The organism is Methylomonas sp. BW4-1, assembly GCF_052474385.1.
Genome location: NZ_CP184125.1, coordinates 1,472,713 through 1,485,117 on the forward strand (window position 1 = coordinate 1,472,713; position 12,405 = coordinate 1,485,117).

The following is a 12,405-nucleotide window of genomic DNA, read 5'->3' on the forward strand; positions in this document are numbered from 1 at the left end:
CATGAGCGATAAACGGCGCATGGAGATTAGCCAGTCGGCGATCACGGGTGTTCTGGGCGTGGAAGAAGCGCGGCCGCAAAAAAAGGGGCCGGCGCATAAACCGTTCAAAATACAAAGCCGCTATCAACCGGCCGGCGATCAGCCCACCGCCATCGCGGCGCTGGTGGAAGGTATCAACGATGGTGAAGTGCATCAAACCTTGCTGGGCGTGACCGGCTCCGGCAAGACTTTTACCGTTGCCAATGTGATACAGCAAACCCAGCGGCCGGCGATGATCATGGCACCCAACAAAACCTTGGCGGCCCAGCTGTACGGCGAAATGAAGGAGTTTTTTCCGGAAAACAGCGTCGAGTATTTTGTCTCTTATTACGACTACTACCAACCCGAGGCCTATATTCCGGCCTCCGATACCTTCATCGACAAGGATGCTTCGCTGAACGAGCACATCGAGCAAATGCGCTTGTCGGCCACCAAAGCTTTGCTCGAACGGCGCGATACCATCGTGGTGGCTACCGTTTCGGCGATTTACGGCTTGGGCGAACCGGAATCTTATTTCCAGATGGTCTTGCATCTGGTGCGCGGGGATATGATCAAGCAACGTGACATATTGCGACGCTTGGCGGAAATGCAATACACCCGCAACGACACTGAATTGCGCCGGGCGACATATCGGGTGCGCGGCGAGGTGATCGACGTGTTTCCAGCCGAGTCGGAAGAACAAGCCCTGCGTATCGAGTTGTTTGACGACGAGATCGAAAGGTTGTCGATGTTCGACCCGCTGACCGGTGAAGTCACGCAGCGTCTGGCGCGCTTTACGCTTTATCCAAAAAGCCATTATGTGACGCCGCGCGACCAATTACTCAGCGCGGTCGAAAAGATCAAAATCGAATTGGCCGAACGCCTGGAACAATTGCGCGACAACCATAAACTGGTGGAAGCGCAACGACTGGAGCAGCGCACGCTGTTCGACATCGAAATGATCATGGAAGTGGGCTATTGCTCCGGCATCGAAAATTACTCCCGCCACCTGTCCAATCGCGCAGACGGTGAATCGCCGCCGACCATGTTCGATTATTTGCCCAACGATGCACTGGTGATCATCGACGAAAGCCATGTCACGGTACCGCAGATTGGCGCGATGTATAAAGGCGACCGCTCGCGCAAGGAAACTTTGGTGGAATATGGGTTTCGATTGCCTTCGGCCTTGGACAACCGGCCGCTGAGGTTCGAGGAATTCGAGCAAATTTGCGGCCAGCGTATCTATGTGTCCGCCACGCCGAGCACTTATGAAAAAGAACACTCCGGCGCGGTGGTCGAGCAGGTGGTGCGCCCGACCGGCTTAGTCGATCCAATCGTCGAAGTGCGCCCGGCGACCAGTCAGGTGGACGATTTGTTGTCGGAAATCACTAAACGCACTGCCATCCAGGAGCGGGTGTTAGTCACCACCTTAACCAAACGCATGTCGGAAGATTTGACCGATTATCTGATGGAACACGGCGTCAAAGTGCGATATCTGCATTCGGACATCGAAACAGTGGAGCGGGTGGAAATCATCCGCGACTTGCGGCTGGGTGTGTTCGATGTGCTAGTCGGGATCAACTTGTTACGGGAAGGTTTGGATATACCGGAAGTCTCGCTGGTAGCGATTTTGGATGCGGATAAGGAAGGTTTCCTGCGTTCGCTGACCTCGTTAATCCAAACCATAGGCCGTGCCGCGCGCAATGCCAATGGCAAGGTAATCCTTTACGGGGACAAGATTACTCGTTCGATGCAACTGGCTATTGAAGAAACCGAGCGCCGCCGCGATAAGCAGGAAGCGTTCAATAAAGAGCACAATATCCAGCCTAAAACCATATTCAAATCGGTTACCGATATTTTGGAGTTATCGATACCCGGTTCCGGCGGTTCCATTTCCAACGCCAGAGCGAAAGTCGCCGAACCGGCCGGCAATTACAAGGCTATGACGCCCAAGCAAGCCGCCAAGGCCTTGAAGCAACTGGAAGAAAAAATGTATCAGCACGCCAAAAACCTGGAATTTGAAGATGCGGCGCGGATCAGGGATCAGATTAAATTGCTGCAAGCCGAGATGGTGGTTTAAGAGGCTTAGGTTTGTAATTAACGTTTTGGCTAACTATATTTAGTGAATTTTGTCGAGGTTCGCAGCTTGCAATGCTTGGTCGGCAGAAGCTAAACGACGATAGCAAATTCATGAAACAGACGCCGAGAAACAGATGATACCCGCCAAAAACATACTGAACGAAAATGTTCGCGTGCTGAAAAGCGAGGTATCTAAAACCACTTATCAAGGTGTGGCTATCGCGATTGCCAGCATTCTCAGTGCGTTGTTGGCCTTGAGTTATTACTACGTCGGCGAAATTTCCTTAAACGGCATCATCAAAGCCCAGACCGAAAATTACGGTCTGTGGATGCTTGAAGCACTGCCGTTCATTTTCGGATTTTGGGGTCAATATTCCAGCTCTGTCATCGCTTATCAAGCCGGGGCGATGATTTTGGACCAGACCCAGGAACTGCGCTCTCGCGCCGAATCATTGGAAAAACAAGTCAGTTATTCCACCACCCACGATTCGGTAACGGACCTACCTAACCGGGTATTGTTCTACGACCGGGTGGAGCAAGCGATGTTAGCCGCCGGCAATCAAAACAAAATGCTGTCTATCTTGTTGGTGGAAGTCGCCAATTTTAAGGAAGTTTACGACACACTGGGTCGTAACAGCAGCGACTTGATTTTGAAACAGATAGCGACCCGTTTGCAAAGCGTGGTGTTGGGCACCGATAGCGTTGCCCGTATCGACGGCAATATTTTCAGCGTGTTGTTGTCGGCGGTGGATAACGAAACTGCCGGCCTGACATTGGCCAAAAATATCCAGGCGGCCCTGGATCCGGCCTTTAAAGTCGAGCGTCTGAGTTTGGTGATTCACAGCAATATTGGTATCGTCAATTTTCCCGAGCATGGCGACGATGTCGATACCTTGGTGCAAAAAGCCGGCGTGGCATTATTCGTAGCCGGCCAATCGCACGAAGGCTACACCACTTACGCGCCGTCTTACGACGATCACAGCCCGCGCCGTTTAACGCTGATGAGCGAGCTGCGCCAGGCTATCGAAAAAGAGCAATTACATGTTTATTACCAACCCAAGGTGTCGGTGCAAACCGGGCAGGTTTACGGTGCGGAGGCTTTAGTACGTTGGCAACACCCTAAGCATGGTTTTATCGCGCCGGATGAATTTATACCCATGGCCGAAAGAACCCGGGTGATCAAGCATTTGACTGCCTGGATGCTGAAACAATCGTTCAAACACTGCGCGGAATGGCGCAAGCGCGGCTGGGAACTGATTATCTCCGTCAATTTGTCCGCCAAGGATTTACACGATCCTGAGCTGCCGGATGTGATGGCCGGTGTGGCGGCGGCAGCCAATATCAAACCCGGCTGGATGATGTTGGAGATTACCGAGAGCTCCATCATGACCGATCCGGAGCGGGCCATGGAAGTGATTCAGCGCCTGAATGAAATGGGCTACAAATTGTCGATTGACGACTTTGGCACCGGTTATTCGTCACTGGCTTATTTAAAACGCATGCCGTTAACGGAATTAAAAATCGATAAATCCTTTGTCGTCGATTTGTTGCACAGCGAAAACGATGCGGTTATTGTCAAAGCCACCATCAATTTGGCGCACAACTTGGGGCTGCAGGTGACTGCCGAAGGTGTGGAAACTCAGGAAATCATGGACAAACTCAGCACTTACCAGTGCGACTTGGCGCAGGGTTACTTGTTCAGTAAGCCGATGCCCTTCGAGGATTTTGGTGCGTGGGTCGAAGCCCATCGTTAAAGCAAAACTATGCATATTCAGGAGCCCCAATAATGTCAACGGCCTGGGCGGGTGGTACCGACGCCATTCTGGAAAGAATGGACAAGATGACTGAGCTGTTCGTCGCCGAGACGCGCAAAGCCATCTACACCGGCGAATCTGCCAGCCATTGCCAGGAATGCGGGGAGCCGATTCCGGAAGCGCGGCGTATGGCGATTGCCTGTCAGTATTGTTTGCCTTGTCAAACCGAGCTGGAAAAAAGCTGACGCAGCACTGTTTTATTGGGCTCGTTTAAACGGCAGGTAATTCGCCGCGTCTTGTTTGTAATGCGCAATCGCATTTTTCTCGCGGTCCACAAATTGCGCGACGGCCTTGGCAAAGCCGGCATCTTTTAACCAATGCGTGGAGTAGGTAGTGACCGGCTCGAAGCCGCGCGAGATTTTGTGCTCACCTTGCGCGCCGGAATCAAAACGCGCCAAGCCGTGTTCTATACAGTAGTCCAAGCCCTGGTAATAGCAGGCTTCGAAATGCAGGGCGTTGTATTCTGCATCGCATCCCCAATACCGGCCATAAAGCGTATCCGTACCGATAAAACTCAAGGCTGCGCCGACGTATCTATCGTCTTTCACTGCCAGAATCAGCAATAACTGCTCGGGCATGGTTTGCGCGATTTGTTTAAAAAACGCTAGATTGAGATAAGGTTCCGAACTGCGTTTTAAGTAGGTCAGTGCGTAAAAGCGGAAAAACACCTGCCATTGGGTCTCGGTAACCTCCGTCCCCGGAACACGCAATAGCTCAATACCTTGTTCCGCTACCCGGCGTCGTTCACGCTTAATCATCTTGCGTTTGTCGGCGCTTAGGGTTTGTAAAAAATCTGAAAATGTCAGGTAGTTTCGATTAAACCACTGAAACTGCACACCCTCGCGGACGCTTAAACCTAAGGATTGCAGTAACTCAAGCTGAGCGTGATTGGGAAATAAACAATGCCAGGAAGAAATGCCGTGTCGTTCGGCGAGTTGTTGGATAAAACTGAATAACAAAGCGCAGATTGCTGTTTGGTCCGCATCCGGTGCGAATAACAGTCGCTGTCCCTGGCAAGGGGTAAACGGGATCGCGCTGATGAATTTCGGGTAATAGGCCAGACCATGCTGCTGGTAAGCTTGAGCCCATTGCTGATCGAACACATACTCGCCCCAGGAATGGGTTTTCAAATACAGCGGCAATGCCGCCAACAATTTCTGATTGTCGAAAACCAATAAATGTGCGGCTTCCCAGCCGGTCTGCGGGCAAACGGCGGCGCTTTGTTCCAGTGCGGCTAAAAACTCGTGGCGTAAAAAAGGATAGTCGGGTCCGCACAGTCGATTCCATGCCGTGGCTTCGATTTGCGCCATGCTGGCGATTTGTTTTACTTCCATTTTTAATCTTAGTAGAGTTAAAGCCCCAACATACCATCAAATCATTGCCCATGACGACAGAGAAGCCGTTTTCTCAAGCCTGCGAGAACAACAAGGAACCGATTTTACAGATTCTCAAAACGGTCTTTGACCAACCGATGACAGTTTGGGAAATCGGCAGCGGTACCGGCCAACACGCCTGCCATTTTGCCGAGAACCTGCCGCATCTAACCTGGCAGCCTACCGATAGGCCGGAGAATCTGCCGGGGATCCATTTATGGCGGAACGAGGCGCAACTGGCGAATCTACTGCCGCCGCTAAGCTTGGATGTGGGGGATTTGCAGTGGCCGTGCGCGCAAATCGATGCGGTATTTACCGCGAATACTTTGCACATCATGAGCAGCGATGAAGTGAGGCTCTTATTCGCGCGGTTGGCGATCTATTTGGGTGCCGAAGCGACGATGTGTATCTACGGCCCGTTTAATTATGCCGGTGCATATACCAGCGAGAGCAATGCCCGTTTCGACCTATGGTTGAAAGAACGGGATACGCGCAGCGGTATCAAGGACTTCGAGGCGATCATGGCCTTGGCCGAACACATCGGTTTGACCTTACAGGCCGACCACGCCATGCCGGCCAATAATCGGCTATTGGTGTTGCGGAAGCGGGCATAAGGATCAAAGTCTGACGTTTGGCGTGACGTAAGTGCCTGCGTGTTATGCTGCTGTGAATAATTAAAAATTTTTCTATTCACGGAGTGGACGATGCAAAGCATACTAACGGTTTTTCTTCTAATCGCGACATTGATGCTGCCCGGTTGCGGTTACAACACCTTTCAAACGCAAGATGAGCAAATCAATGCCGGTTGGGCGGAAGTGCTGAATCAATATCAGCGGCGGGCCGATTTGGTGCCGAATCTGGTTAATACGGTGAAAGGCTACGCCGGACATGAAAAGGACGTATTGGAAGCCGTGACGGCTTCGCGCGCCAAAGTGGGCAGCATGCAAGTGACGCCGGAATTGGTGAACGACGAACAGGCTTTTGCCAAATTTCAAGCGGCGAAGGGCGAATTGAGTTCGGCTTTGTCGCGGTTGATGGTGGTGTCGGAGAGTTATCCGCAACTGAAGGCCGATGCCAATTCCGCGATCTGCAAGCGCAACTGGAAGGTACCGAAAACCGCATCACCGTGGCGCGCAATCGATACATCGCCGCGATCAAGGAGTACAACATCACCGTGCGCTCGTTTCCCAGCAATCTGACTGCGATACTGTTTGGCTATAAAACCAAGCCATCGTTTACCGTTGAAAATGAGAAAGCCATTTCGACTGCGCCAGTGGTTGATTTTGGTAAATAAGATGTGGAAGACAGCTGATTTTTCAGGGTTTTGGGTCGCCTTATTCCTGGCGGTTTGTCTGTTTGCGGCGGCCGTAAATGCCGAGCAAGTAGTGCCCAATCTTGAACAGCGTGTCACCGATCTGACCGGCACCTTCTCCGCACAGCAAAGAACCGCGCTGGAACAACGCTTACAGGCTTTTGAGCAACAAAAAGGCAGCCAGATTGCGGTATTGATCGTCGCCAGTACCCAGCCGGAAGACATTGCGCAATATGCTATTCGCGTGGTCGAACAATGGCGTCTGGGCCGCAAGGGCGTCGATGACGGCATACTGATATTACTGGCTAAGGACGACCGCGTCACGCGCATCGAAGTGGATTACGGCTTGGAGGGTGTGGTGCCGGACGTATTGGCTAAGCGGATTATTGACGACATTATGATTCCGTATTTTCGGCGAGGAGATTACGCGGGGGGCATAAATGCCGGTGTCGATAGCCTGATCGGAATATTTGATGGTGTGCCTCTGCCTGCCCCTCAAGCATCGTTTGTCGATGGGCGGGTGCAACGTTTACTGCCCCTCTTGGTGTTTCTAGCGGTGGCCGGCGCTTGGATTTTACGGACTCTGTTTGGAAGCTTTCTCGGGGGGATAATCAACGGCAGCGTGGTTGGTATTATCGCTTGGCTATTGAACGCGGGTTGGCTGGTTGTATGCCTTGCGGCATTGTTTGCGTTCATGGTTTCGCTTAGCAATGGCAGACGTGCGTTTCGAGGTCGGCAAAACGATAATTTTTACGACGATGACGATTTTGGCGGCGGGTCGGGAGGCGGATTCTCCGGCGGAGGCGGCGGTTTTGGCGGCGGCGGTGCGTCGGGGAGATGGTAGGGCGTGCAAGTGATTAGATTCCTAAAGCATATTTTTAGTGGTCCCTGGCGTGTGCGTCTGGCATTTTCCAAACGCAGTTTGCAAGCCATCGAGGCGGCAATCACTGCAAGCGAAACATCGCACTTGGGTGAAATTCGTTTTGTGGTGGAAAGTGCGCTGGAGATTGGCGAGTTATTGCAGGGGGTTACGCCGAGACAACGCGCGCTTGAGGTATTTTCACAATGCCGAATCTGGGATACGGAACACAATACCGGCGTGCTGATTTATTTGCTGTTCGCTGACCGTGATGTAGAGATTGTCGCTGATCGCGGTATACATGCCAGAGTTGGCGAAGCGGTTTGGGCCCGGATTTGCGAACAGATGGAAGCGCAGTTGAGGGCAGGCCGATTCGAAGTAGGCGTGATTGAGGGGATTGCCCTTATCTCGGCGCAATTGCAACAGCATTTTCCGGCGTTAAATAAAGAAAATCCCGACGAAATAACTAATGCGCCTTTAGCAGGCTGGTGAAAAACTCGAAAAGCCAAGTAAGCTAAGGCATAGATGAGCGGCCAACTGTTAAAATAGGCTACCTAAATTTGGAGCCTTTCAATGCGCGGACACGATGCCATTCAAAACAGCTGGTTCAGCTATGTTAGCCTGGAAGACCGTATTCCCAAACAGCATCCGTTGCGTCGTTTACGGCTACTGGTTGATGGCGTATTGGCCTCTATGGATGCCGTCTTTGCCGAGCGTTACTCGCACACAGGCCGTCCCTCGATGGCCCCTGAAAAACTGCTGCGCGCCTTGCTGTTACAAGTCCTGTATACGGTCCGTAGCGAGCGTCAGTTGATGGAACAACTGGACTACAACCTGTTGTTTCGCTGGTTTGTCGGTCTGGGCATCGACGACGCCGTGTGGGAACGCACAGTGTTCAGTGCCAACCGCGAACGCCTGCTGTCCGAAGCCCTGAGTCGCGAATTTTTTGAGCGGGTACTGGCCATAGCCGAATGGCAAAATCTGGTGTCCGACGAACACTTCAGCGTCGACGGTAGCCTCATTGAAGCCTGGGCCTCGCACAAAAGCTTCGTCAAAAAAGATGGTAGTGGTCCCGATAAACCCGCCGGCCGCAATCCCGAGATCGACTTCAGCGGCGAAAAGCGCAGCAACGCCACCCACCACAGTACGACCGATCCCGAAGCCCGGCTTTACAAGAAAGGCGAATACACCGAGGCCAAACTGCGTTACATCACCCATGCCTTGTCCGAGAATCGCAACGGCCTGATTGTCGATGTCGAAACCACTCAAGCCACCGGCACCGCCGAAATCGAAGCCGCGCAAAAAATGATCAAACGCCGCGTGCCCCAAGGTGGCAGCGTCGGTGCCGACAAAGGCTATGACCAACCGGCGTTCGTCAACGGACTCGAGTCCCGTGATATCAAAGCCCATGTGGCCCGCAAAAAGATTGGCAGTGCCGTCGACGGCCGCACCGCGCGCGGCAAAGGTTACGCCCAAAGTCTCAAGCGCCGCAAAATCGTCGAAGAAGCCTTTGGCTGGGTCAAAACGGTCGGCGGCCTGCGCAAAACCCGTCACATCGGCTTAGCCAAAGTCGCGGGTCAGGCCTTGTTTTGCTTTGCCGCCTACAACCTGACGCGCATGCTCAACCTATTGGTGTTCACGCCGAAACCGGCGTGGAGTGCACCCGCCTAGGGTGAAGTTCGCCTGAAAACCGTCCACAGACGGCTTCAGGCGAATAAAAAGCCCTTGAAACCGGGGCAAAACGCTTGAAACTCGATGTCATGACCGATTTCAACTCGAAAAAATCACGAACATCGTGGGTAAGGGGAAATATCGGCGGGTTTTTCACCAGCCTGTTAGTCCTTTAAGCCATTTTTTGCGACGATTGTCTGCTGTTTTTTAAGTGTCTTTCTCTTGAATTTCTTGTGGTCTAACACCATATTGGCATAGAACCATTCAGGTTTTTACATGCAACAAAGAGGAGAATCGACATGAGTAACTTAAGCCCATTTGTTAGTCGCGGTCTGTTTGACGAACTGTTTCGCGATGTCAACCCAGGTTATTACATTAAGCCGCTGCACGGTGACGGTTTGCCGGCACAAATCAAAGTGGATGTGAAGGAAAATCCGTCGGAGTTTATCGTCCAAGCTGAAATTCCGGGTGCGGGTAAAGAGAATATCCATGTGGATATAGACGGCAACGTGGTTGCCATCCGCGCGCAAATCAGCCAGTTGGATACCGAAAACAAAGACGATAAATTGCTGCGCAGCGAGCGCTATTTCGGTGAAGTGTCGCGCAGCTTTCAACTATCCGCCGAGATTGACGAGGAAGCCAGCAAAGCCCGTTACGAGAACGGCATATTGACGCTGAATCTAGCGAAAAAGCTGAAAAAAAGCGGACAACGGATGACTATCGATTAAGCCCTTGCTAAGGGCCAGCCGATCCCTAAGATACTAATCGCCCGGAGTCTGTGGAAAGGTAGTACAAGCCTGGCTTCCAACATGCTCCGAGCGAACGGAATATTTGCGGGGGCCGGCTTAATATAGTTAGTACCCACTGTCGGGCTAGATGCAGTATATCGATGATCAAACGTCGATGGACCACTTGCGCCACGCCCAAACCAGAAAAATAGTAAAACCCCCAAAAACGCCTAAAAACACGCAAAGAAGGTGCAGGAAGCCAAGCGGTAAAAAGTCTAACAGTCCGTTGTTACTACTGAATGGTGCAAACGGCTGCATGTCCGCATGCATCATGCTGTCCAAAAGCACATGAGAAAACGTGCCGATAAACGCGCCCGCAATGGCGGGTGCCCACGGAATGTCGGCTTGGATTCTTAGCCAGCACAGATATTTTGTGCCAAGCCCGGCATTCCAAAAACGTAATAAGAAAGCACAAAACGGTTTGCCAGCCAGAGCGGAAAGCGCGCCGATACAGATGGCGCCAAGATAGGTGTGAGTTACGCCGTGTAAAATATTATCGCCGCGAACCATGCGCATCAATGGTTCTATGTCCATTATCACCTGTGCGAATCCGAACACAGTCAAGCTGAAATATCTGCCGCAAACCGCTTTGATTGCCGTGCCGGGTCCCATGTGAAAAGGCGTGAAAGGCATGGGGCTTCAGAGGATTGCGATGGGAGAAAACTTACGGGTACGTCGAGACGTAGATGTACCCGTAAATATCAATGCCGGATCAATAAACGTCTCTGACGTAGCGTTTATCTTTTTTCAATTGGTTGACGTAATCAACCGCCTCGATTAGGGATTTTTTGCCGTGCTCGCGGATCACATCGTGCAGGGCTTGATCGACGTCTTTGGCCATCCGGTAAGCATCGCCGCACACGAAGAAGTAACCGCCTTGTTCCAGCCAGGCGTAGAGTTCGGCACCATGCTCTTTCATGCGATCCTGCACATAAATTTTTTCCGCTTGGTCGCGTGAGAACGCTAAATCCAGCTTGGTCAGCAAGCCGCTGGATTGCATCGCTTCGATTTCCTCACGGTAGATAAAATCGGTCGAAGCGTTGCGGTCGCCGAAAAACAGCCAGTTTTTGCCGGAGGCTTTACGGAATTCGCGCTCTTGCAGGAAGGCGCGGAACGGGGCGATACCAGTGCCTGGCCCAACCATAATCATGGGCAGGCTATCATCGGCCGGCACGCGGAAGTTGTTGTTGGGGGTGAAGAATATCCGTACATCGGTTTCTTCATTCACCAAATCCGCCAGATAAGTGGAGCAAACGCCTTTGTGCTGGCGGCCATGCGCGTCGTAGCGCACGCTGGCGACTGTCAGATGCACGCTGTCCGGATGTTTCTTGCCGCTGGAGGAGATGGAGTAAGCGCGATGTTGCAACGGTTTTAATAAACGCAAAAATTCGGCGGCCGAAAATTCCACGCCGGGGAATTGCAACAGCAGATCGAGTATGTCGCGGCCCCACAGGTAATCGGACAGTTTTTCCTTGTCGCCGGACAGCAATAAGGCGTTTAACTCTTGATCGCCGGAACGGCTGGCGATTTCTTCAATCAGTTCTTTGCTGGGTAATTTGATCTCGAAATGTGTGCGCAACGCATCCGACAGCTTCATTAATTCGCCATTGATCGGTTCGTCTTCCGCGCCGGTGCAGCCGATGGCTTTGACGATTTGCGCTACCAAGTCCGGGCAGTTGGTCGGGATCACGCACAATGCGTCGCCGGCTTCGTAACTGAGGCCGGAGCCATTGATAGAAATTTCGTAATGCCGAGTTTCTTTCGACGAATCCAATGCCGTGACAATGCGGTTGACGCACATTTTGGCTGGGAATGGGTTTTTGCGGTTGTAAACCGATTTAGCAGCCTGGGTTTCGGTATCGACTACCGCAACCGTGCTGGCACCTTCCGCCATCAACGGAATCACTTCGCTGAGCCATTTTTCCGCCGGCGCTTCGAAATCCACATCGCAATCTACGCGGTCGAATAAACGTTTGGCACCCAGAGCCGCCAGTTTATTATCCCAGTCTATACCGGCTTGGCAGAATAGGTCATAGCTGGTATCGCCCAAAGCCAGAACCGAATAATTTACGTTATCCAAACGTGGTGCGGCGTCGCTATTGGCCGCTTCCCAAAGCATTTCGGCGTTGTCCGGCATAGCGCCTTCGCCGTATGTGCTGGTAACGATCAGCAAATATTGCATTTGCGGCAATTGGCCTATTTCGACTTCATCCATGCTTTTGACGACCGGTTGCAAGCCATGTTTTTTGGCTGCATTGGCGGCGTCGTTAGCCAGCGACTCTGAGTTGCCGGTCTGAGTACCGTAAAGAATGTGCAAGGTGCGAGCGTTCGCTTGATTGACACTACCGGCGCTTTGCAACATATGGCTGTGCATGCCGGCGAAAAAACCGCCAAGCCAGGCGCGTTGAGTATCACTAAAAGGGGCGTTTTGCGGGATAAAAGGTGCTTTCATTTCATTACCATCTGTGGACAGGTGTCAGGTTGTCCAGTC

Annotated in this window: 11 protein-coding genes and 1 pseudogene; 9 read left to right on the forward strand and 3 right to left on the reverse strand. The window is 52.2% G+C overall.

Annotated features, from left to right (window positions below; genetic code table 11):
• Position 1 precedes the first annotated feature (1 nt).
• The 3 genes from uvrB (at position 2) to ACH5Y9_RS06845 (ending at position 4,096) form a co-directional block, all read left to right on the forward strand.
• Positions 2-2,098 (forward strand): excinuclease ABC subunit UvrB, encoded by a 2,097-nt coding sequence (uvrB, locus tag ACH5Y9_RS06835; protein ID WP_445369043.1) that lies wholly within the window; start codon positions 2-4, stop codon positions 2,096-2,098.
• A gap of 133 nt (positions 2,099-2,231) precedes the next feature.
• Positions 2,232-3,851 (forward strand): putative bifunctional diguanylate cyclase/phosphodiesterase, encoded by a 1,620-nt coding sequence (locus ACH5Y9_RS06840; RefSeq protein ID WP_445369044.1) that lies wholly within the window; start codon positions 2,232-2,234, stop codon positions 3,849-3,851.
• Between the two features lie 32 nt (positions 3,852-3,883).
• On the forward strand, positions 3,884-4,096 hold the full coding sequence (locus tag ACH5Y9_RS06845) for a TraR/DksA C4-type zinc finger protein (protein ID WP_445369045.1): 213 nt from the start codon (positions 3,884-3,886) through the stop codon (positions 4,094-4,096).
• A gap of 12 nt (positions 4,097-4,108) precedes the next feature.
• Here ACH5Y9_RS06845 and ACH5Y9_RS06850 read toward each other — a convergent pair whose 3' ends face one another.
• Positions 4,109-5,245 (reverse strand): GNAT family N-acetyltransferase, encoded by a 1,137-nt coding sequence (locus tag ACH5Y9_RS06850; protein WP_445369046.1) that lies wholly within the window; start codon positions 5,243-5,245, stop codon positions 4,109-4,111.
• A 50-nt stretch (positions 5,246-5,295) separates the two neighbouring features.
• Here ACH5Y9_RS06850 and ACH5Y9_RS06855 point away from each other — a divergent pair, with 50 nt between their 5' ends.
• The 6 genes and pseudogenes from ACH5Y9_RS06855 to ACH5Y9_RS06880 all read left to right on the forward strand — a co-directional run bounded on the left by ACH5Y9_RS06855 (position 5,296) and on the right by ACH5Y9_RS06880 (position 9,854).
• Entirely contained in the window at positions 5,296-5,898 is a 603-nt protein-coding gene (locus tag ACH5Y9_RS06855; protein WP_445369047.1) for a DUF938 domain-containing protein, read from the forward strand.
• A 132-nt stretch (positions 5,899-6,030) separates the two neighbouring features.
• Positions 6,031-6,578 (forward strand): annotated as a pseudogene (locus ACH5Y9_RS06860) (LemA family protein).
• A 1-nt stretch (position 6,579) separates the two neighbouring features.
• Positions 6,580-7,440, forward strand: coding sequence for a TPM domain-containing protein (locus tag ACH5Y9_RS06865; RefSeq protein ID WP_445369048.1), 861 nt, complete (start codon positions 6,580-6,582; stop codon positions 7,438-7,440).
• A 9-nt stretch (positions 7,441-7,449) separates the two neighbouring features.
• Positions 7,450-7,947, forward strand: a complete 498-nt coding sequence (locus ACH5Y9_RS06870) for a TPM domain-containing protein (RefSeq protein WP_445369049.1) — start codon at positions 7,450-7,452, stop codon at positions 7,945-7,947.
• Between the two features lie 81 nt (positions 7,948-8,028).
• Positions 8,029-9,126 (forward strand): IS5 family transposase, encoded by a 1,098-nt coding sequence (locus ACH5Y9_RS06875; RefSeq protein WP_445369050.1) that lies wholly within the window; start codon positions 8,029-8,031, stop codon positions 9,124-9,126.
• 299 nt (positions 9,127-9,425) lie between these two features.
• Positions 9,426-9,854 (forward strand): Hsp20/alpha crystallin family protein, encoded by a 429-nt coding sequence (locus ACH5Y9_RS06880; RefSeq protein WP_101052961.1) that lies wholly within the window; start codon positions 9,426-9,428, stop codon positions 9,852-9,854.
• A gap of 165 nt (positions 9,855-10,019) precedes the next feature.
• On the opposite strand, the gene ACH5Y9_RS06885 is transcribed toward ACH5Y9_RS06880, so the two are convergent.
• Positions 10,020-10,547, reverse strand: coding sequence for a metal-dependent hydrolase (locus ACH5Y9_RS06885; RefSeq protein WP_445369051.1), 528 nt, complete (start codon positions 10,545-10,547; stop codon positions 10,020-10,022).
• Positions 10,548-10,626: 79 nt separating this feature from the next.
• Positions 10,627-12,366: a sulfite reductase subunit alpha gene (locus ACH5Y9_RS06890; protein ID WP_445369052.1), complete on the reverse strand. Its 1,740-nt coding sequence runs from the start codon at positions 12,364-12,366 to the stop codon at positions 10,627-10,629.
• Positions 12,367-12,405: the final 39 nt, after the last annotated feature.

What these genes read in the sequence shown, in the direction of transcription:
- ACH5Y9_RS06845 (WP_445369045.1), top strand. Translation starts at nt 3,884, where the DNA reads ATGTCAACGGCCTGGGCGGGTGGTACCGACGCCATTCTGGAAAGAATG.
- uvrB (WP_445369043.1), top strand. Translation starts at nt 2, where the DNA reads ATGAGCGATAAACGGCGCATGGAGATTAGCCAGTCGGCGATCACGGGT.
- ACH5Y9_RS06865 (WP_445369048.1), top strand. Translation starts at nt 6,580, where the DNA reads ATGTGGAAGACAGCTGATTTTTCAGGGTTTTGGGTCGCCTTATTCCTG.
- ACH5Y9_RS06855 (WP_445369047.1), top strand. Translation starts at nt 5,296, where the DNA reads ATGACGACAGAGAAGCCGTTTTCTCAAGCCTGCGAGAACAACAAGGAA.
- ACH5Y9_RS06850 (WP_445369046.1), bottom strand. Translation starts at nt 5,245, where the DNA reads ATGGAAGTAAAACAAATCGCCAGCATGGCGCAAATCGAAGCCACGGCA.
- ACH5Y9_RS06880 (WP_101052961.1), top strand. Translation starts at nt 9,426, where the DNA reads ATGAGTAACTTAAGCCCATTTGTTAGTCGCGGTCTGTTTGACGAACTG.
- ACH5Y9_RS06885 (WP_445369051.1), bottom strand. Translation starts at nt 10,547, where the DNA reads ATGCCTTTCACGCCTTTTCACATGGGACCCGGCACGGCAATCAAAGCG.
- ACH5Y9_RS06875 (WP_445369050.1), top strand. Translation starts at nt 8,029, where the DNA reads ATGCGCGGACACGATGCCATTCAAAACAGCTGGTTCAGCTATGTTAGC.
- ACH5Y9_RS06890 (WP_445369052.1), bottom strand. Translation starts at nt 12,366, where the DNA reads ATGAAAGCACCTTTTATCCCGCAAAACGCCCCTTTTAGTGATACTCAA.
- ACH5Y9_RS06840 (WP_445369044.1), top strand. Translation starts at nt 2,232, where the DNA reads ATGATACCCGCCAAAAACATACTGAACGAAAATGTTCGCGTGCTGAAA.